The sequence below is a fragment of the Aquimarina sp. Aq78 genome (genome assembly GCF_900299525.1).
GTDB lineage: Bacteria > Bacteroidota > Bacteroidia > Flavobacteriales > Flavobacteriaceae > Aquimarina.
Window position 1 is genome coordinate 662,414 of the sequence record NZ_OMKA01000029.1, and the last position, 21,158, is coordinate 683,571.

At 34.5% G+C, this 21,158-nt stretch carries 14 protein-coding genes and 1 tRNA gene; 6 read left to right on the top strand and 9 right to left on the bottom strand.

Annotation, left to right across the window (positions count from 1 at the left end):
* Positions 1-46: 46 nt before the first annotated feature.
* Positions 47-1,366: a c-type cytochrome gene (locus DG435_RS22250; RefSeq protein ID WP_106791969.1), complete on the bottom strand. Its 1,320-nt coding sequence runs from the start codon at positions 1,364-1,366 to the stop codon at positions 47-49.
* Positions 1,367-1,588: 222 nt separating this feature from the next.
* Here DG435_RS22250 and DG435_RS22255 point away from each other — a divergent pair, with 222 nt between their 5' ends.
* A complete protein-coding gene (locus DG435_RS22255) occupies positions 1,589-2,044 on the top strand; it encodes an SPOR domain-containing protein (protein ID WP_234387064.1) in 456 nt (151 codons plus the stop codon).
* Positions 2,045-2,121: 77 nt separating this feature from the next.
* Here DG435_RS22255 and infB read toward each other — a convergent pair whose 3' ends face one another.
* From infB to rimP, 3 genes are read right to left on the bottom strand one after another with little or no spacing between them, the layout of a single operon-like run.
* Positions 2,122-4,938, bottom strand: coding sequence for a translation initiation factor IF-2 (gene infB / locus DG435_RS22260; protein WP_106791967.1), 2,817 nt, complete (start codon positions 4,936-4,938; stop codon positions 2,122-2,124).
* Positions 4,939-4,981: 43 nt separating this feature from the next.
* The gene (nusA, locus tag DG435_RS22265; RefSeq protein ID WP_024771645.1) at positions 4,982-6,214 is read right to left on the bottom strand and encodes a transcription termination factor NusA; all 1,233 of its coding nucleotides are present in this window, start codon (positions 6,212-6,214) and stop codon (positions 4,982-4,984) included.
* Positions 6,215-6,229: 15 nt separating this feature from the next.
* Positions 6,230-6,730: a ribosome assembly cofactor RimP gene (gene rimP / locus DG435_RS22270; protein WP_234387063.1), complete on the bottom strand. Its 501-nt coding sequence runs from the start codon at positions 6,728-6,730 to the stop codon at positions 6,230-6,232.
* Between the two features lie 189 nt (positions 6,731-6,919).
* Between rimP and DG435_RS22275 the strand changes: the two genes are divergently transcribed.
* Positions 6,920-7,753, top strand: a complete 834-nt coding sequence (locus tag DG435_RS22275; RefSeq protein ID WP_369872377.1) for a universal stress protein — start codon at positions 6,920-6,922, stop codon at positions 7,751-7,753.
* A gap of 52 nt (positions 7,754-7,805) precedes the next feature.
* On the opposite strand, the gene DG435_RS22280 is transcribed toward DG435_RS22275, so the two are convergent.
* A tRNA-Gln gene (locus DG435_RS22280) sits at positions 7,806-7,878 on the bottom strand.
* Positions 7,879-8,084: 206 nt separating this feature from the next.
* Between DG435_RS22280 and DG435_RS22285 the strand changes: the two genes are divergently transcribed.
* Both DG435_RS22285 and DG435_RS22290 read left to right on the top strand, forming a co-directional pair.
* Complete coding sequence (locus DG435_RS22285) at positions 8,085-11,387, top strand: DUF2723 domain-containing protein (RefSeq protein ID WP_106791965.1); 3,303 nt, start codon at positions 8,085-8,087, stop codon at positions 11,385-11,387.
* A gap of 45 nt (positions 11,388-11,432) precedes the next feature.
* Positions 11,433-12,086 carry a polysaccharide deacetylase family protein gene (locus tag DG435_RS22290; RefSeq protein WP_106791964.1) on the top strand — a complete coding sequence of 218 codons (654 nt, stop codon included), beginning with the start codon at positions 11,433-11,435 and terminating at the stop codon, positions 12,084-12,086.
* On the opposite strand, the gene DG435_RS22295 is transcribed toward DG435_RS22290, so the two are convergent.
* Both DG435_RS22295 and DG435_RS22300 read right to left on the bottom strand, forming a co-directional pair.
* Positions 12,083-12,379 (bottom strand): co-chaperone YbbN, encoded by a 297-nt coding sequence (locus DG435_RS22295; RefSeq protein WP_103069911.1) that lies wholly within the window; start codon positions 12,377-12,379, stop codon positions 12,083-12,085. The two genes, DG435_RS22290 and DG435_RS22295, sit on opposite strands and share 4 nt — an antisense overlap.
* Before the next feature lie 73 nt (positions 12,380-12,452).
* Positions 12,453-13,691: a metallophosphoesterase gene (locus tag DG435_RS22300; protein WP_106791963.1), complete on the bottom strand. Its 1,239-nt coding sequence runs from the start codon at positions 13,689-13,691 to the stop codon at positions 12,453-12,455.
* Between the two features lie 400 nt (positions 13,692-14,091).
* Between DG435_RS22300 and polA the strand changes: the two genes are divergently transcribed.
* Entirely contained in the window at positions 14,092-16,923 is a 2,832-nt protein-coding gene (gene polA, locus DG435_RS22305; RefSeq protein ID WP_106791962.1) for a DNA polymerase I, read from the top strand.
* Between the two features lie 188 nt (positions 16,924-17,111).
* On the opposite strand, the gene DG435_RS22310 is transcribed toward polA, so the two are convergent.
* Positions 17,112-20,090: a glycoside hydrolase family 9 protein gene (locus DG435_RS22310; protein WP_106791961.1), complete on the bottom strand. Its 2,979-nt coding sequence runs from the start codon at positions 20,088-20,090 to the stop codon at positions 17,112-17,114.
* Between the two features lie 298 nt (positions 20,091-20,388).
* On the opposite strand from DG435_RS22310, the gene DG435_RS25870 reads away from it, so the two are divergent.
* Complete coding sequence (locus tag DG435_RS25870; protein WP_199852653.1) at positions 20,389-20,526, top strand: hypothetical protein; 138 nt, start codon at positions 20,389-20,391, stop codon at positions 20,524-20,526.
* Between the two features lie 94 nt (positions 20,527-20,620).
* Here DG435_RS25870 and DG435_RS22320 read toward each other — a convergent pair whose 3' ends face one another.
* Entirely contained in the window at positions 20,621-21,130 is a 510-nt protein-coding gene (locus tag DG435_RS22320; RefSeq protein ID WP_106791960.1) for a hypothetical protein, read from the bottom strand.
* Positions 21,131-21,158: the final 28 nt, after the last annotated feature.

Below are 21,158 nucleotides of genomic sequence, written 5' to 3' on the forward strand. Positions count from 1 at the left end.
TAGCTTCTTACTATTTTTCCGTTTACGAAAAACAATTGTTTTATTATTAATAATGACATTTACCACATTCCAGACCACCCATTTGAGCAGCTGTCAATTGATCAACACCATATTTCTTAGAAAGTTCTTTATGAATTTTCTCATAATATTTATTATCAGCAATTTTCACATTGGTTTCCCTGTGACAATTGATACACCATCCCATAGTAAGTGGAGCATGCTGATACATAATTTCCATTTCTTCTACCGGACCGTGACATGTCTGGCACTCTACCCCCGCAACACTTACGTGCTGAGAGTGATTAAAGTATGCAAAATCAGGAAGATTATGAATACGAACCCACTTCACTGGTTGTGTATCACCCGTATATGCCTGTGTATCTGTATCCCAACCTACTGCTTTATATAATTTTTGGATTTCACCATCGTAGAATTCTTTAGAGTATTCTGCTGTTGCAGTAGCATCGGCCACTTCACTAATGGATTTATGACAGTTCATACAAACATTAAGAGAAGGAATCCCTGATGTCTTACTAACTCTAGCAGAAGAGTGACAATATTTACATTCTATCTTATTATCACCAGCATGAATTTTATGAGAATAGTGTATTGGTTGAACAGGTTGATACCCTTGGTCAACCCCTATTTGCATAAAGTATCCATACACAAAGTAACCACTAGCCAGTAACAAGAAAATAGCTGTAACCATAACCAAGAATTGGTTTTGGATAAATGCTTTCCATATTGGAGTTCTCTTTTCTATCTGTGGCAATTCTACATTATTAGCTTCTGCAAAGCTTCTCAGCGTTTTATTTACCAGAAATAAAACTACTAGTAACATTAGAAATACTAACGCCAATATTGCTAAAATCACATTAGCAGAAACCCCGGAGCTTTCACCTCCCGAAGCAGTATCACTTCCTGGCACAGGTGGTGGCGGATCAGCTTTAGGCACCATTACATAGGCCAAAATATTATCAATATCACCATCTGTTAACTGCGGAAAAGCATTCATTGCAGTCTTATTATATTCTTCAAAAACAGCAACAGCTTGCGCGTCGCCAGAAGCGACCATAGCTGCACTATTTTTTACCCATGAATACAACCATGCTTTGTCATACTTATCAGCTGCTCCAAAAAGAGCAGGACCAACTGATTTTTTATAACGCTTATGACAAGCCGCACAAAGTGATTTAAACAACTCTTCCCCTTTAGCTACATCTCCTCCAGACGAAGCTTCAGTTACAGCAGCGTTATCAACAGCCGCTTCATCCTGTGCAAAGACAGGGTTAAAAAAAGTAAATAAAAAAACAGTTCCTAGGATTAGGATTTTAGAGGCTGAATTTCGGTGTTTCACCTGTTTCATATTATCAAGTAGAATTATCGTCTTATTTTTGGTATGGTTTTTTCATTAATCTCTTAAAAAAGATATAAAACCAGCACTTTTAATTCGACGACAAAAGTACTATAATTAGTCGATTTTGGAAATGTTAGAGAACCGTTAACTGTTAATTTATAACAATTCTAAATAATATTTTTTAATGATTTTGAGTTATTATACTTTACCTTTGCATCAAATCAATTTGTAATGAGAATGTTAAACACCACAAACCATATTTTTCTGTTTGGTTTTTACCTTATAATTACCAGCACTTTAAATGCTCAGGATACCACAAATAACACTCCTGAAACTCCAAATTTTGTGCCCGTAAACATATTACCACAACCAGAAGCGTCTGTTACCATCAATCAAGATCCAAGAATAAAAATGCTACTTGACATAAAATCTAAAATGGAAAAAGATGGAGAATTTAGTGATCGTTACAAGATTCAGCTATATTATGGAAACTTAAATAAGGCAAATGAGATCATAAGAGCATCAAAAGATGCATTTCCGAAATGGAGTTCATCGATCCAATGGGAAACACCTAATTACAAAGTATGGATGGGAAACTATCGCACAAGACTTGAAGCTGACAGAGCATTAAAAGAAGTGCACACTAAATTCCCTAATGCATTCATATTTAGACCTGAAAAAAAATAAGCATTCTTTTTTATTCATAAAAAACAAAACCCGATGTTTTCACATCGGGTTTTATTATTTATTATATGTTCTAAGCATTATAACTTCTTCTTCACCGCTACTTCTTGGTAAGCCTCTACTATATCACCTTCTTTAATATCATTATAGTTCTTAATCTGCAGACCACAATCATATCCTTTCGCCACTTCTTTTACGTCATCTTTAAATCTTTTTAAAGAAGCAAACTCACCGGTATACACTACAACACCTTCTCGAATCAAGCGTATGCCAGAATTTCGGAAAAGCTTACCTGTAAGAACCATACATCCTGCAATTGTACCAACTTTAGAAATCTTGAATGTTTCTCTAATTTCTGCAGTTCCTGTAATCTCTTCCTTCATTACCGGAGAAAGCATACCTTCCATTGCATCTTTAAGATCATTAATAGCATCATAAATAATCGAATATGTTCTGATATCGATTTCTTCTTTATCAGCGACTTGTCTCGCATTACCTGCTGGCCTTACATTAAATCCAATAATAATAGCATCAGATGCAGATGCAAGTAACACATCACTTTCTGTGATCGCCCCCACTGCTTTATGAATGATATTTACATGAATCTCTTCTGTGGATAGTTTCTGGAATGAATCTGTCAATGCTTCTACAGAACCATCAACATCTCCTTTAAGAATAATATTAAGTTCTTTAAAGTCTCCTAAAGCAATTCGACGTCCGATCTCATCCAGTGTAATATGTCGTTGTGTACGTACAGATTGTTCTCTATGTAATTGCGCTCGTTTTGAGGCGATATCTTTAGCCTCTCGCTCATCTTCTAACACACTAAACTTATCCCCTGCTTGTGGAGCACCGTCTAATCCAAGAATTGAAACTGGCGTAGAAGGCCCTGCTTCTTTCACGCTATTTCCTCGTTCATCCTGCATTGCCTTAATCTTACCGCTATTTTTACCAGCAAGAACATAATCTCCTATTTTAAGTGTACCTGTTTGTACTAAAATAGTAGAAACATAACCACGTCCTTTATCCAAAAACGCCTCGACAACTGTACCAGACGCCAGTCGATTTGGATTTGCTTTAAGCTCTAATATTTCAGCTTCAAGAAGTACTTTTTCAAGTAATTCTTTAACTCCTAATCCAGTTTTAGCAGAAATATCATGGGATTGGATTTTTCCTCCCCAATCTTCTACTAATAAATTCATAGAAGCCAGTTTTTCTTTTATCTTTTCAGGATTTGCTTCTTGTCTATCTACCTTATTAATTGCAAATACAATTGGAACTCCTGCTGCCTGAGCATGACTAATCGCTTCTTTAGTCTGTGGCATCACATCATCATCTGCAGCAATTACAATAATAGCTAAATCCGTTACTTGTGCACCACGTGCACGCATCGCAGTAAACGCTTCGTGACCTGGTGTATCTAAAAATGCTATTTTTTGTCCACTTTCTAACTGTACTCCATAAGCCCCGATATGCTGGGTAATCCCACCACTCTCTCCGGCTATTACATTTTCTTCTCGAATATAATCAAGTAAAGATGTTTTACCATGATCAACATGTCCCATAACAGTTACAATAGGAGCTCTTTCTACTAAATCTTCAGGAGCATCTACAATTTCTTCTATTGATTCCTCAATATCTGCAGTTACAAAATTAACTTCATAACCAAATTCATCTGCAACGATAGAAAGGGTCTCTGCATCTAAACGTTGATTCATTGTCACCATTATTCCTAATGACATACAAGCCGAAATAATATCAGTAGTCGCTACATTCATCATCGTAGCAACTTCAGAAGCTGTAACAAATTCTGTTACTTTAAGCACTTTGCTTTCTTGCTCTTGTTGTGCTACATCATCTTCCGCTTTCTGGCGGTGTTGATCTCTCTTATCTCTACGATACTTTGCCGCTTTTGATTTATTAGATTTCCCTTGTAACTTCTCAAGAGTCTCTCGCACTTGTTTTTGTACTTCTTCTTCGCTTGGTTCTTCTTTTACAATAGCAGGTCTTTTACCTTTTACAGGGCCTCTACCTCTATTTCCTCCTGATCCTCGGTTACCTCCGCCAGACTGACCTCCTGGTCTACCGCCTCCAGATTTTTGAGCACCTCCACCTTCTTTACTTATTCTTCGTCGACGTTTTTTGGCGGCATCTCCTGCATTTGAAGATTTCTTATCTGATTTATCTTCCTTCTTTTTTGCTGGTTTTTTAAACTGAGTTAAGTCAATTTTCTGACCCGTAAAATTAGGGCCATCTAATTTTTTATACTGAGTTTTAACCTTTTCTGGTTCTACAGAAACTTCAGCTTCCACTTCTGGCGCTGGAGTTTTAGGCTTATCTTTACTCACAACGGGCTCTACAGGTTTTTCTTCTTTTATTTCTTTTGGCGCTTGTCGCGTTATTTTAATTCCTTTTTTCTGAGGTCTATTTGAAACTATTTCAGGAGTTTTGCTTTTCACATCTTCCTTTTCTTTTACCTCTTCTTTCTTAGGAGCTTCAACTGCTTTTTCTTCGGGCTTTGCAGTATTATCTTCTTGTTTCTCACCTTCTAATTCAATCTTACCAACTTGCTTAGGTCCGCTTAATTGAGCTTTGGCTTTTACAACTTCTCGAGCTTCTGCACGTTTACGCTTTTCTTCCTGCTCATTTTCGATCTGCACTCGCAACGCTTCTTTTTCTTTCTTCTTTTCTTCTCCAACTTCTTTTGAAGCCACTTTTTTACTCTTATCCGTTTGAAATTCATCAAACAAGAGCTGATAAATCTCTGAAGAAATTTTTGTAGTAGGACGCGCATCTATCTCGTGACCTTTTGAATTCAAAAAGTCAACAGCCCGATCTAGCGAGATATTGAATTCGCGTAATACTTTATTTAGTCTCATTGTTCCTGCTTCAGCCATAAATGCCTTTTATTTAATGCTCAAATATAATTAATTGTGATTATTAATCTTCAAATTCAGATTTTAAAATTCTAATCACTTCGCCTACTGTCTCTTCCTCAAGGTCAGTTCGCTTTACTAAATCACTAATATCTTGTTCTAAAATACTCTTTGCAGTATCTAAACCAATTTTAGAAAATTCTTCAATAATCCATGAATCGATTTCATCAGAAAATTCTGTAAGTTCTACATCTTCCTCTACCCCTTCTCTAAACACATCTATCTCATAGCCTGTTAGTTGCCCTGCTAATCTAATATTATGACCTCCTCGACCAATAGCCTTAGAAACTTCTTCTGGTCTTAGCATTACTTCTGCCCGACTGGTCTCTTCATTAATCTTTATAGAAGTTACCTTTGCTGGGCTTAATGCTCTAGTAATAAATAATTGTAAATTATTTGTATAATTAATAACATCAATATTTTCATTACCTAATTCTCTTACGATACCATGTATACGAGAACCTTTCATACCTACACATGCTCCTACAGGATCAATTCTATCATCATACGAATCTACTGCAACTTTTGCTTTTTCTCCAGGAATTCTAACTACTTTTTTAACTGTAATTAACCCATCAAATACTTCTGGTATTTCTGATTCGAACAATTTCTCTAAAAACAGAGGCGATGTTCTAGACATAACTATGGATGGTTTATTACCCTTAAGCTCAACAGATTCGATTACTCCTCGTACATTTTCTCCTTTTCTGAAAAAATCAGAAGGTATTTGTCTATCCTTAGGTAATATAATCTCATTACCTTCATCATCCAACATGATAATCGCTCTATGACGAATATGATGAACTTCGGCAGTATATATTTCTCCTTCTAATTCTTTAAACTGTTTATAAATATTAGTATTGTCATGTTCATGAATTTTAGAAATCAAATTCTGACGTAGCGCTAATATAGAACGCCTTCCTAAATCTATGAGTTTAACTTCTTCTGACACGTCTTCACCTACCTCAAAATCAGGCTCTATTTTTTGTGCTTCAGTTAGTGATATCTCTTGATTACCGTCTTCAACTTCGCCATCTCCTACTACAATACGGTTTCTCCAAATTTCTAAATCTCCTTTATCAGGATTTATAATGATATCGAAATTGTCATCACTACCAAACTTCTTCTTTAGAGCATTCCTAAATACATCTTCTAAGATCGACATTAAAGTAACACGATCTATAAATTTATCATCCTTGAATTCTGAAAATGATTCTATTAATGCGATATTTTCCATATCAATATATTATAATTAAAATGTTATCATAACTTTTGCTTCTACAATATTTTCATAAGCTATATTAGCTTCTTTAGTAACAGTCACTTTACCTTTACCTACAGGCTTTGGCTCTCGTGTTTTCCACGTTAAGACAATTGCATCTTCGGTCACTGAGATCAACTCTCCTTCGATTGTTTCTTCGGTTGTTTTCACCTTAAGTTTTCTGCCCACATTCTTTTTATACTGTCGAACATGTTTCAGACCTTCAGAAACACCTGAAGACATTACCTGAAGAGAGAAGTCTTCTTCTTCTCTATCTAAATTGTGCTCAATTGCTCTGCTTACCGCAATGCAATCTTCTACTTTCACACCATCATCTCCGTCAATAATAATTTCAATACTATTATCGGGATGAATTTTACTTTCAATTAGAAATAGGGACGGATTTTCTCGAAGTGCCCCCTCTAATAAACTCTGAACTTTGTCTTTTAATGACATAAATAGATAAAAAGAGGGGACTTTTCGTCCCCTCATCCTGGTTTTTTAATTTCAACGGTGCAAAGATAGTAATAATATCTTATATACAAAATATCGCTAAGAATGAATTTATTCGTAAATTTAAGATATACTATAATAAGTAGCTTCTTACTTTAAGCACATAACTACCAATACGTTCTAAATCCAGAGTGATAAACAAATAACACATTTCAAAAAAGCAGTATTATGATCAAAAGCATACTAGTCCCAACAGATTTTTCTAAACAAGCCGAAAATGCATTAAAAGTGGCGGCTCAAATAGCGAAAAAAAATAACGCTAAAATCTATCTGTTACATATTTTAGAGCTCCCTATGCATCTTACAGATCTAATGTCTTCTGGGGCACCAGGGCCTGCTCCCGAAGCCATTTTTTTCATGAAACAAACCCATAAAAAGTTTGAAGAAGTATTAAATCAAGATTATTTAAAAGATATTGATGTCATTGAGACTGTGAATTTTGAAGATGTACTACATGGGATTATCAATTCGAGTACCAAAAATAATATAGATATTATTATCATGGGATCTCATGGTTCTTCCGGTTTTGAAGAATTATTTATAGGCTCTAATGCAGAAAAAGTGGTTCGAACATCAAAAAAACCGGTATTAGTAATTAAAGAAGATTGTGATATTTTTGGAATTAATGATTTTGTATATGCTACAAATTTTGATGATGAAGATAAACCATGCCTTTTAGCAGCGCACGATTTTTCTAAATCAATTCAAGCAAAGCTTCATTTAGTATGGGTAAACACAGCCAATGGATTTAAAACTACTTATGAAACCGAAGAGAAAATGAATAATATGATCTCTAACCTGGCAATAAAAGATTATAGCTTAAACATCTATAACGACAATACGGTAGAAAAAGGAATACTTAATTTTGCCGATTCTATCAATGCGGGTATGATTGGAATTAGCACTCATGGCAGAAAAGGAATATCACATTTTATTAACGGAAGCTTAGGTGAAGATGTTGTAAATCACGCAAAAAGACCAGTGTTGACTTTTAAAATTTAATGTCTTCACAACATAAAATAAAAAAGGAGCAAATAAATTTGCTCCTTTTTTGTTGGCCTACTAGGGCTCGAACCTAGACTCTTCTGGACCAAAACCAGACGTGTTGCCAGTTACACCATAGGCCAATACGTGTTTGCGGGTGCAAATTTAAAATTTTCTTTTGGCTCTGCAAACATTTTTTAAAATTTATTCTATTAAATCGCTAATCTATTTATAAAACAGTTGTTATAAGCGTAAAATATAAACTTCTGTTAAGCGTTTCCTAAAAAAACTAAGGTTAAAGTATTTTTATTACTAAATTCGCCACACGTTATATAACTGAACAAATCTTATGAGTACATTCAACTTCACCAAGTGGAATAAAATATTAGGGTGGATCGTTTTTGTCATCGCTTTATGCGTTTATGCAATGACGGTAGAACCTACTGCTAGTTTTTGGGATGCAGGAGAATACATTGCTACTTCCTCAAAATTACAAGTTGGCCACCCACCAGGAGCACCATTGTTTCAAATGATTGGAGCATTTGCCTCTGCTTTTGCATCAGACCCAACACAAGTTGCATTAATGGTAAATATGACTTCTGCTTTTGCGAGTGCTTTTACTATTCTCTTTATGTTTTGGTCTATAACTATTCTTGTTAAAAAAGTGATTGTAAAAGATGAAGAATTAACAGATGGAAAAGCAATGGCTATTCTAGGAAGTGGTTTGGTTGGAGCTCTTGCATTTGCATTTACTGATAGTTTTTGGTTTAATGCTGTAGAAGCCGAAGTATATGCAATGGCAACCTGTATTTTATCTGTTCTTTTCTATCTCGGATTATTATGGGAACGGGATATGCATACCTCTAGAGGTAATAAATGGCTAATCTTAATTTCTTTTATTGTAGGACTATCTTTCGGTGTTCATTTTATGGGATTACTCTCTATCCCAGCAATAGGATTATTATATTATTTCAAAAACTATAAAGAGATTACTATAAAAAATTTCATTATTGCCAATATCGTTGTTGTCGCAATACTATTGTTTATTTTTAAACTCTTATTACCTTCAACACTTAAATTCTTTGGTGCAGCTGAAGTATTTTTTGTTAATTCTATTGGCATGCCTTTTAATTCGGGGACTATTATTGCTGGATTAATAATCGCTGCAGCTTTCTATTTTGGAATAAAATACACTCGTAAAAAAAATTATATACAATTAAACACATTATTATTATGTGTTATGTTTATTCTATTAGGGTTTTCTAGCTGGGTTATGTTACCCATTAGAGCAAATGCCGGAACTGTAATCAATGAAAATAATCCTAATAACGCAAGAGAACTTCTGGCGTATTACAACTTAGAACAATATCCAGAAACTCATCTTTTTTACGGACCCCAATTTACAGAAATCTATGCAGGCCTGGATGAGAACAGTCCTTATGAAGATGGCAAACCTAAATATGAAAAAGATCTTAAAACCGGAAAATATATTATAGTTAACGATTGGAAAAATGCAAAACAGAATCTTGATGATGCCCATAAAGCTATTTTACCAAGAATGTGGAGTACAGAACATATCGCTAACTATATGGAGTTTACCGGACCAATTAAATTTACAATTAAACCCGAATATCAAGGTGAAGAAGAATTACTTAATGCCGTTACTCAATTTAGAAGGGAATATGCCACCGGAAAATTAGATAATGATGATTATAATAAATTTCTACAATCGTTTGGCAACTATATCGACGTAGAGAAACCTTCTTTTTGGGATAATGTGGTATACTTATTTGATTATCAAATAGGATATATGTACTGGCGTTATTTTATGTGGAATTTTGTTGGACGACAAGATGATAACCAAGGTAAACTTACAGATCTAGAAGGTAACTGGCTTAGCGGTATCCAATTTATCGATGAAGCTCGCTTAGGATCTCAAGACAACCTGCCTAGTGACGTTCTTAAAAATAAAGCTCGTAACACCTACTATTTCTTACCACTATTACTAGGGCTAATTGGGTTTGTATTTATGTTACAAAGAGATAAGAAAAAATTCTGGGCTTTGCTCATTTTTTTCTTGTTTACAGGTTTAGCACTAAAAATTTATCTTAACGAAAGACCTTTTGAACCAAGAGAGCGAGATTATGCACTGGTAGGGTCTTTTTATGTATTTGCCATTTGGATAGGATTTGGTGTATATGCTTTGTTTGATTTGCTTAAAAAATATCTACAACCCAAAATACTTGCTCCTATAGTTACCGTGGTTTGCTTATTAGCTGTACCTATACTATTAGCAGCACAAAACTGGGATGATCACGATCGTTCGAATCGATATACTGCACAATCCATGGCAAAAATGTACTTACAATCTTGCCAGAAAGATGCTATATTATTTACGATAGGAGATAACGACACATTTGCACTATGGTATGCACAAGAAATTGAAGGCTACCGTACAGATGTTAGAACTGTAAACACAAGCCTTTTTGCAACAGATTGGTATATCGATCAAATGAAAAGGGCTGCATATGAAGGAAAACCTATTCCTTCTCAATTAACTCATGAATTCTATCGATTCGGAAATAATGATGCTATTTACCACAAACCCGTAACTTCTGATACCATGCTTATCAAAAACTGGATGAGATGGATAGAAACAGATGACCCCAGAACCAAAGGAGATTTACAAAGTGGTAAAAAAGTAAATACATTTCCTACAAAACATATACGAATTCCTGTAGATAAAGAAGCTGTACTTAGAAATGGTATTGTAGCTCAAAAAGATGCAGATCTTATTGTACCTTATATTGATATTCATCTTAATGGAGATTTATTATTTAAAAATCGTCTTTTAATGTTGGATATTATTGCCAATAATAACTGGGAAAGACCCATCTATTTTACTGGAGGAAGTTATGGCAATGATGATTTCTTATGGATGAAAGATTACCTTCAATTAGATGGAGTAACCTTCAAATTAGTTCCGATTCGTACTAAAGTAAACCCACGAAATCCTTTTGAAATGGGTAGAATAGATACAGATCTCATGTATAAAAATGTAACCAGCTGGGATTGGGGCAATAGCAATGATCCAAATATATATCATGATCCAGAAACCAGAAAAAATGCAATTACATATCGTAGTAATTTAGCAAGACTTGTAGAGGTTTTAATCCAGGAGGATAAAAAAGATAAAGCCAAAGAAATTCTAGATCTGGCAATGGACAAGATGCCGATTGAATATTACGAATATTACACTCTGGTAGAACCATACATCTCTGGTTATTATGAAGTAGGAGAAAAGCAAAAAGCACGAGATCTTTGGACAAAACTTGCTAAAAAATACCAAGAGCAACTTACTTATTTTGGCAGCCTAGAGCTTAAAGATCAATACCGTCATGCAGAAGAGATTGTTACCAATGTAGAACGCTATCGTAGTGTAGTTGATCTATTGCTAATCAATCAGGATCGGGAAATGATAGAAGAAAAAGCAGATGAGTTTAACAGATACTTAAGATTGTTTACCAGACTCTACTCTGAAGATGAAGAATACAACGATGAAGAAGCCATACGAAAACAAGAAGAAGATCTAATTAAAGAGTTTCAAAATCAGGAAAAACCTTTAGATTCTTTAGACAGCATACCAAACTAATTATTAAAAGTGAGTCTTTTTGAGGCTCACTTTTTTAGTATACTCATGGTGCAAATAATCCCAAATAAAACTCCTAAAGTTATCAAACAGCTTTTCTCAAATTACACTTGGGATTTTTATGCAAATAATGAAAAGAAGCTATATTTAACTTTTGATGATGGTCCTATACCAGGTGTTACAGAATTTGTTTTGACACAATTAAATCAATATAATGCCAAAGCAACTTTTTTTTGTATTGGTGATAACATTAGAAAACATCCCGAGGTTTTTCGACAGATTCTATCAGAAGGTCATACTATAGGTAACCACACTATGAATCACTTAAAAGCCTGGAAAACCAGCCTGGATATGTATATTAACAACACTATAGATTGCCAAAATCTAATCCAGAAGTATTCCTCCAACAAAGACATACAACAGATATTTAGACCGCCATATGGGCAAATAAGCCATACTAAATTTAAAGCACTAGAAGAGTTAGGATATAAAATTATACTTTGGGATGTATTATCGAAAGATTGGGAACAAACAATATCTCCAGAAGAATGTTTACAAAATGTGCTCCAAAATGCACAACAGGGAAGCATTATTGTTTTTCATGACAGCATAAAAGCCTCAAAAAACCTTACTACCGCACTACCAGAAGTTTTAGACTATTTTACCAAGAGAGGATATGTTTTTGACACCATTAGGTTTTAAACATACTCTTTCATGAGACCTATTAGTGTATTAGCATCTTGCTCACCACTTTGTCTCCAAACCATCTCACCTTCTTTATAAATCATTAATGTAGGAAGCCCTTTAATACGTAAAGCTGTAGCCAACTCTTCATTCTTATCTACATCGATCTTTATAACTTTCCCTTTATCTCCAAGTGCTGCGGCTACATCCTTCAACACAGGGTGCATTGCCAGAGAGGGCTCATTCCATTCGGTAAAGAAGTCTAATAAAACAGGAACTTCAATACCTATTATATCTCCAAACTTTGACATGTTCAAAAACTTTTATGTTTGGGCCTTTTATAATCGGCCATTAAACAGTTGTAAATATAACACTTTCTGCGAATTAAGCATCTTTAGATCCTTTTCTCAGTTCAATAACTGTAATCTCAGGCCATATACCAACCCGTCCTGGGAAAGCATGAAACCCAAAACCTCGATTTACATTCAGATATCTTCCCATTTCGTCATACATACCTGCCCATTGCTTATATACATATTGCACTGGACTCCATCGTACAAATCCGGGAATTTCAATCCCAAATTGAAATCCGTGTGTATGCCCACTTAGCGTAAGGTGGTAATGATCCGAATGTTTCTTTACTTCATACTCCCAATGTGAAGGGTCATGACTTAACAACACTTTAAAATCTTCTTTGGTCACCTTTTCAGACGCTTTTGTTAAATCACCAGCTTTCTTAAAATTATGCCCCCAATTCTCTACTCCTATTACAGCAATACGTTCACCATCTTTTTCTACAAAAGTGCTATCATTAAGTAACAGATTAAAATCGATTTTAGTATGAACTTCCTTTATTGCTTCAAAATTTGCATCTTTCTCCTCCTGACTGTCCCAAGTAACATATTCTCCATAATCGTGATTTCCTAAAACAGAATATTTACCATACCTGGGCGTCTTAATACGCTTAAATGTATCTATCCAGTCATCCATTTCTTCTGCTACAGTATTCACAATATCCCCGGTAAATAACAATAAATCTGTTTCTTGTTCATTAATTAAATCCACAGCATATTCAATTTTAGCAACATCATCAAAACTTCCAGAATGTATATCTGAAATTTGTGTAATCCGAAACCCATCAAATGCAGCAGGAAGGTCTTCAAAATGCAATACATGACGTATCACTTTAAAATTATATTTCCCTCTAAAAATACCATGTAACAATCCTCCAAGAGGTATTGCAGCAATACCCAGCGCTAATTGACTTATAAATTTTCTTCGGTCCGGAAAATATTGAGTGGCTGTACCTTCAAAAAAAGTGTTGGTAAGATAATTATATCCCGCCACACAAACTCTAATGATATCTTCTCCAAATAAAAACAACACCATAATTAATTTAGGCACCAACGTGAGTAACAAAAGAGCACTAGCTCGTAATGTGTACTTAGTTGGACCAACACTACGGTCATAATTAGCAAAAACATAAATCACATAACTTAAAATAAGTAATGACAATGCCACATATCCTATTTGTACCCATTGATTTTTGGTGATAGTTCGAATGGCTTGATATGCATAAGTTTCAATAAGTATATATAGAATTATAGGAATTAACCAACGCATAATTTGTTTTACAGTTTTATTATTGAACAAAGCTATTCCTCCTTTTTAATTTGCAGCTATTTTTTAAGTAAAAATTAACGATAAATAAATTTTGTGACCGAAAAGCGTTAAAATCATGTCTTTATCGGGCATAAATCTTAACAATTTCTTTTAGAACTAAGATTTTTATTTGTAACTTCGTTTCATATTCCTTTTTAGGGCTTAATTACAATTTAAAAAATCATATACTATATATAAAATTTACTATCGTATTTATAGCAGTTGATACATTGTTATCAATTTTATTTTGGGGCGAAATGCCGTCAGTTTTTGACGGCATTTCTTTTTATATTTATTATAGTTTTTGACACTAATTTGATTAATCTTCTTTTTATATTGCATTTCTAAAAATTTAACTTACATCATGTCACAAAAACGTCTTTTTCTTCTGGATGCTTTCGCTCTTATTTTTCGAGGGTATTATGCACTTATTAAAAACCCGAGAATTAACTCAAAAGGGCAGGATACATCTGCAGTTTTAGGTTTTGTAAATTCTTTATTTGATGTTATAAAAAGAGAAAAACCTGATCATTTGGCTGTTGCATTTGACAAACAAGGGAGCAAAGATCGATTAGAAATTTTTCCTGAGTACAAAGCTAATCGTGATGAAACTCCTGAAGCCATTAAAATAGCTGTACCCATAATTCAGGAAATATTAAAGGCTATGCACATTCCTATTATAGAAAGGGCTGGTGTCGAAGCAGATGATTTAATTGGTACCATCGCCAAACAAGCTGAAAAAGAAGGATATCAAACCTATATGGTTACTCCTGATAAGGATTATGCGCAATTAGTTTCTGAGAATATTTTTATGTACCGTCCTGCCAGAATGGGAAATGGAATCGAAATCTGGGGAATCCCAGAGGTACAAAAAAGGTTTGAAGTAGAACGACCAGAGCAAGTTATTGATTACCTCGGTATGATGGGGGATGCTGTTGATAATATCCCTGGACTACCAGGTGTTGGCGACAAGACTGCTAAAAAATTCCTGGCAGAATACGGCTCTATGGAAGGCTTATTAGCTAATACTGATAAGCTAAAAGGAAAAATGAAAGAAAAAGTAGAAGCAAATGCAGAATTAGGCCTTCTTTCTAAAAAACTTGCAACCATTATTTTAGATTGCGATGTAACCTTTAATGCCGATGATTATGAACTCACAAAACCTGATGCACAAAAAGTACACACGATTTTTGAAGAGTTAGAGTTTAGAAGACTTGCAGATCAGTTTGTTAAGATTTTTTCGGGAGAAGCAACAACTACATCTGCCCAAGCTGCAAGCAGTTCTGCTACAAAAAAGAAAACAACACAAGCCGGAGCAGGTCAATTTTCATTATTTGGCGAAGCAGAGGAATCTGGTGAAGCCGTTTCTTTTTCCAGTAGAAAAACAATCACTAATACCGAGCATTTTTATCAAAGTATTGCCCCGGGAATGGCAATGAAGTTATTCCTTCAGAATTTATTAAAACAAGAGAATGTTTGTTTTGATACTGAAACCACAGGTCTTAACCCACTAACTGCAGAGCTGGTAGGGATTGCTTTTTCCTGGGAAGCAGGAAAAGGTTTTTATATTCCTTTTCCCGAAGATCGTAACGAGGCACAAGAGTTGATCGAACAACTACGACCTTTCGTTGAAGCCGAACATATTACAAAAATTGGTCAGAATCTAAAATATGATATCAAAGTTCTGGCAAAATATAATATCGAGGTCAAAGGAACGCTATTTGACACGATGTTAGCGCATTATCTCATTAATCCGGATATGAGACACAACATGGATGTACTTGCCGAAACCTACCTCAATTACACCCCTGTTTCTATTACCGAATTGATTGGTAAAAAAGGTAAAAATCAGTTATCCTTCAGACAAGTACCAATTGACAAACAAACCGAATACGCTGTAGAAGATGCAGATATTACTTTTCAGCTAAAAGAACATTTTGCACCAGAACTTACTGAAGCTAAAACGGTTTCTTTGTTTAAGGATATTGAAATTCCGTTACTAAGAGTTCTAGCAGATATGGAAGTCGAAGGGATTAATCTAGATAAAGACTTTTTACAATCTCTTTCTGAAGAACTAGATAGCGATATTAAAACATTAGAGCAAAAGATCTATACAGCAGCTGGAGAAGAGTTTAATATTGCTTCACCAAAGCAATTGGGTGTTATATTATTTGAAAAAATGAAATTGGTAGATAAACCCAAAAAAACAAAGACAGGACAATATTCTACTGCAGAGGATGTATTATCTTACTTAGCAAAGGACCATGAGATTATTCAAAATATATTAGATTTTCGTGGTTTATCTAAATTAAAAAGCACCTATGTTGATGCATTACCAGCACAGGTTGATGAAAATACCGGGCGCGTTCATACAGATTATATGCAGACAGTGGCTGCTACCGGACGTCTAAGTTCTAATAATCCTAATTTACAGAATATCCCTATTCGTACAGAAAGAGGAAGACAAGTAAGAAAAGCATTTGTTCCCAGAAATGAAGAACACACACTACTAGCGGCAGATTATTCTCAGATAGAATTAAGGATCATTGCTGCTTTAAGTAAAGAAGAGACCATGATCGAGGCTTTTAAAAATGGAGAAGATATCCACGCTTCGACAGCTGCAAAAGTGTTTAATGTTCCTATAGAAGATGTTAGCAGAGAGCAGCGTGGTAATGCCAAAACAGTAAACTTTGGTATTATTTATGGTGTTTCGGCTTTTGGATTAAGTAATCAAACCAGTCTTTCGCGAAGTGAAGCCAAAGAATTAATCGATACGTATTACAAAACCTACCCAAAGCTACGTAACTATATGAGTGAGCAGGTAGATTTTGCAAGAGAAAATGGCTATGTACAAACAGTTTTAGGAAGACGCCGATATCTAAAAGACATTAACTCTGCTAATGCAATTGTTCGTGGTGCAGCAGAACGAAATGCAGTAAATGCTCCTATTCAAGGAAGTGCAGCTGATATTATCAAGATCGCAATGATCAATATTCATAAAAAATTGAAAGAAGGAAACTACAAGACCAAAATGTTACTTCAGGTTCATGATGAATTGGTATTTGATGTTTTTAAACCTGAACTAGAAACTATAAAAACCTTAATCAAAACCGAAATGGAAAATGCTTATACTTTAGAGGTACCATTAGATGTGGATCTTGGATTAGGTAACAACTGGCTAGAAGCTCATTAATTTTCTTTGTTTTTTTACCAGAAACCATTTCAATAATAAAAAGCTAAAAAATCAAAGCCTGAAAAATTAGATTTAACAAATTTTTCAGGCTTCTTTACTTTTCAAGAGTCATTTCTTTTTATTAATTTCAAAAAATCGAAACTCGATTAATCTAAATTACAGCCATAATACAACTCTATTTATCTGATCTAATTTTTCACAAACTTCTTATATTGAATACCCCCAAACTTGTTTTCATATATTACAAAATATACTCCTGATTGATATTGAGAAACATCTAACTCGAAAGAATTTTGATTATCAAACCTTTTCTTTTCGATTCTTATTCCCATTATATCAGTTATCTCAAACTCATTAATTTCTCGCGTATTTAATACTGTAATTTTATCTTTTGACGGATTTGGAACCACTTCTATACTACTTAGTAAATTCGAAGTATTCTGGAATTTACTTAAACCACAATCTGGCTTATCATCAGAATTACTAAATAAGATAGCATAATCCCCTTCTGTCTGCACTAGAACAAATGAGCTTCCATACCAATTTGGATAATACGTATTATCTAAACCTGCCAAACCAGAATTTGAAATGGTAATTTTTGGCCTATCTTGACCAAAAGAATGTTCAATATTACTCAAAAGGTCTACATACCAACTTGGGGTTCCATTGTTTGTATTTAATGCAAATTGATATAACCCATTATTAATCACATCCCAATTAAAAGAAAAGTTTACTACATTATCTAATGCTATATCCTTACCTAAAACATGGATTGATTTAAATTCCTTACTCTGACTAGTAGAAGGTAAAGAAGTATTTCTCGGAACCTGAAAAAAATCTAACCAACACGAATTCCCTCCTGTATCTGTTGTTACAGTAATCGTAACTTGAGCTTCTGCACTAAGGCCTTCATGATCCGAAACTTTTAGCTCCACAACATATTTCCCAAATTCTGTAAATGTAGTGGCAATCTCTTTTTCTGTACTTGTAACCCCATTGGGTAGTTTCCACAAATAAGTAATTTCATCACCATCCGGATCAAAAGAATCTTCTGCAGACAAAACAATACTTAACGGAGCAGTCCCAGATGTTTGAGAAGCTTTAATTTTTGCTACAGGACTATTATTATTTCCTTCATCTGGTTCGGTTCCAAAAAACAACTTATCATTTACATAAACAGGCATATAAGTTGTTTTTAAATAACTATCCGAATTTATTTCTTGCCTACTATAGTCATTAGATGGGTCCCAATGGCTAGTCCAGTTATCATCTTGACGAGATATTAACGCAAACTGAATTGATCTTGAACCATAAAAATAATTTGAGGCCCAATCAAACTCTACATAATATATTCCTTTAGCCATATCCCAGGCTAAAATTTCACTTACTTTGGTGGGTTTTCCTTCAAAACCACTCTGATCATAGTATATTTCAACTGAAACATCTTCAATACTTTGCCCCTGTTCAATTAGCTCTGAAATATTAAAAAAATAACGAACTTTTATATCGTCAATCATTCTAGGGGGATGCACAGTAGCATTTTTTATAGCTATTGTTATTTGTGATCGTTCTTTATTTTCCTGTTCAACTTTGGCTTCTACAAAATACTCATCTGTTTTAGGCTCTTTAGGAGGAAAATCCTGAATAGGAGAATCACCTTGTCCATAATAAAAATAGTGCCCAGCTAGTGCTCCTACTGCGCCTGCATTATAATCAATTGCAACTTCATTATAAACATAATCTGAGGTTTCATCTATATGATTATCTGAGGAATCCGGTCCACCAACCAATGCTCCCCACAAAATATGCTTATGTTTTTCGGGAACATCCATATTATTTGTTGATGATCCATGTGCAGCCCGGTGATGAGGATGTTCTGCATAATTATCAGAATACCCTACTAAGTATGACCTTTTTAAAGGGTTATCACCTAATATATAATCCATTTGAGTTTTAGCCCAATCTGAAAAATCTGTTCTTCCTGTGTATTTTCTATACACAAGAGCTTGAAATTGTGCGGCAGCATTATATCTGGCACTTCCCCATGCATTTAAAAAAGAAAACCCTGCAGGGCTTTTTGCAAGATAAGCCCCATCACCACTATCCTGATGAGGAATTCCTGACCAATATTCCAAGTTCCATCTAAACATATACCAATCTCTATCACTATTGGTGACAGGGGCCAGTTTTGCAAACACACCTCCCCATTTGGTATCCCAAGAATGTACCCAAATGTTTTGCCAGTTATCTTGAACAGATGCTATTATTTTACTCAGCCAGCCTGTATATCTCCCATTTGCATCAACACTTATAATATCTAAAAGATATTTTTGTTCTGAAGTAGCAATATGAAGCCATATAGCCGCCCAGGAAAGCTCATCTTCATCAAATGATGAATTATAAAACCCTCCAGAATAACCGTTCCCTCGATGCAAAACAGCAAATTCATATAGAGCAACTGCTGTTTCCAGGCATTTCTTGGCATAATCTGGATCATCCTCTTTAAAATTAAGATAGGTTAAAGCTAATGACGCAGCTGCACCAGAAGCCTGATCACTTGCAGGACTCTCTTCTGTTGCAAAATAAGCTGGACGCGGGTATTCTTCTGATGATTGTAATTCTGGCGGTCCCCAATAATTATGATCCTCACTACCTTCTCCTACCTGATAGCAGAATGCAATAACTTCTCCTGTTGGTTTTCTGAAAGTACTTCTTAAATAATAATCTGAAGACCATCGAAGAATCTCTTCAATATGAGCTCTTTCTCCTATTACATTAAAGGCCTCTTTAAATTCATAAAAAGCCCACTCCAAAGTAGAAGAAGCATAACTTTGGGGTAATCCAAATTTTACATGATCTCCGGCGTCATGATATCCTCCGCTTAAATCCATCGTTCCGTTACCGTCTGGATCCAAAATCTCTCTATATTCTGCAATAAAACTATCCGATAGGTTGGTTAGGCTACCGTCTAATGGGATTCTAGAATCTTCGATTTCAGAATCCCCTCTCCATTCCAAACGTCCGCCGGTAATACCAATTCCGGATTTTTCTGCGTCATAAAAATATAGTGATTTCTGCAGTGCTTCTGCATAATTGTGATCCTGGGAATAAATCTTTCCCATCAACAAAATGACAATTGTAAAAAATACTGGTTTTAAATTTCTCATAATTTATTTAGGTTTTAAAAGTTTACAATATTGAAATAAAGTATCCTTAACAGCTTAAAATATTACTGTTTAAAATATTTTTCTTTACAATAACTCTCTTCTATCTCCCTATAAATAACTTTACAAAATTTGAACAACCGATACTTTTTACATGCAAGAATCTTAACAAACTATAAATGCTATTCTGTTTTGTTCATATAAAATTACAAACAAAATTTTTCGCAAAAAATCATTTGTTGTTATTTTTAGATAAAACTAGCCTAAAAGTTTATTTCAGTTACAATATCTTCTGGTGTGATTGCACAAAAAATTAAAAGCAAATAGTTCCAAAACCAAATTAAAAAGTATCAAAACCGAAATGAAAAATGCCTATACTTTAGAGGCACCATTAGATGTAGATCTTGGATTGGGTAAAGACTGGCTAGAAGCTTATTAAAAATATCAATTTAAAACAGTGTAGAAAATTCAATGTAAAACAAAGAGCCCCTAAAGGTATTGATGACCTCTAGGGGCTCTTTGTTTTACTTATTTTATTTTTCAAAAACCAATATCAGGGTAGCGTCAACAAAAACCAAAGTATTACTATCATCTCTAGTCAATAAATCAATATCCATCTTTTTAGAAGTTATTTGATTATTTACCAATGTTAGCACTAGGGTTTTTTCTACTTCATCAAATGTATATGATAATGTTACAGTTTCATTTTCACGCACAAAAGTTCCGGTTATATCTTCTGAAAAACATTCTATATTTTGTGTTTCCACTCCATTAGTATCCGATTCCAACTCAAGAAAAGTAAGCTTTCCTTTAAATGTATTATCATCATTTAAAGTAAGAAAAGAGCTATCATGGCAATCGGTCTCTGATGTTTGATTCTCTGATGTTGTTCCGTCATTATTGATATCCGAGGTAGGATTAGTAGTATATGTAACCAATTTGTAAGTGCCAAATATCGGAAGCTTTACATCCCCAGAATCATCATTAGAAGAGCAGGATGTGAGTCCAAATACAGCTAAAAAAAATAAAAATTTTAAGTTCATTTCAGCAAATATTAAAAGTTAAGCCGGT

Bases quoted from the DNA above. Each gene is read 5' to 3' on its own strand.
- infB (WP_106791967.1), bottom strand. From the start codon at position 4,938: ATGGCTGAAGCAGGAACAATGAGACTAAATAAAGTATTACGCGAATTC.
- DG435_RS22300 (WP_106791963.1), bottom strand. From the start codon at position 13,691: ATGCGTTGGTTAATTCCTATAATTCTATATATACTTATTGAAACTTAT.
- DG435_RS22285 (WP_106791965.1), top strand. From the start codon at position 8,085: ATGAGTACATTCAACTTCACCAAGTGGAATAAAATATTAGGGTGGATC.
- DG435_RS22250 (WP_106791969.1), bottom strand. From the start codon at position 1,366: ATGAAACAGGTGAAACACCGAAATTCAGCCTCTAAAATCCTAATCCTA.
- nusA (WP_024771645.1), bottom strand. From the start codon at position 6,214: ATGGAAAATATCGCATTAATAGAATCATTTTCAGAATTCAAGGATGAT.
- DG435_RS22310 (WP_106791961.1), bottom strand. From the start codon at position 20,090: ATGAGAAATTTAAAACCAGTATTTTTTACAATTGTCATTTTGTTGATG.
- rimP (WP_234387063.1), bottom strand. From the start codon at position 6,730: ATGAGGGGACGAAAAGTCCCCTCTTTTTATCTATTTATGTCATTAAAA.
- DG435_RS22295 (WP_103069911.1), bottom strand. From the start codon at position 12,379: ATGTCAAAGTTTGGAGATATAATAGGTATTGAAGTTCCTGTTTTATTA.
- DG435_RS22255 (WP_234387064.1), top strand. From the start codon at position 1,589: ATGAGAATGTTAAACACCACAAACCATATTTTTCTGTTTGGTTTTTAC.
- DG435_RS22290 (WP_106791964.1), top strand. From the start codon at position 11,433: ATGGTGCAAATAATCCCAAATAAAACTCCTAAAGTTATCAAACAGCTT.
- DG435_RS22320 (WP_106791960.1), bottom strand. From the start codon at position 21,130: ATGAACTTAAAATTTTTATTTTTTTTAGCTGTATTTGGACTCACATCC.
- DG435_RS22275 (WP_369872377.1), top strand. From the start codon at position 6,920: ATGATCAAAAGCATACTAGTCCCAACAGATTTTTCTAAACAAGCCGAA.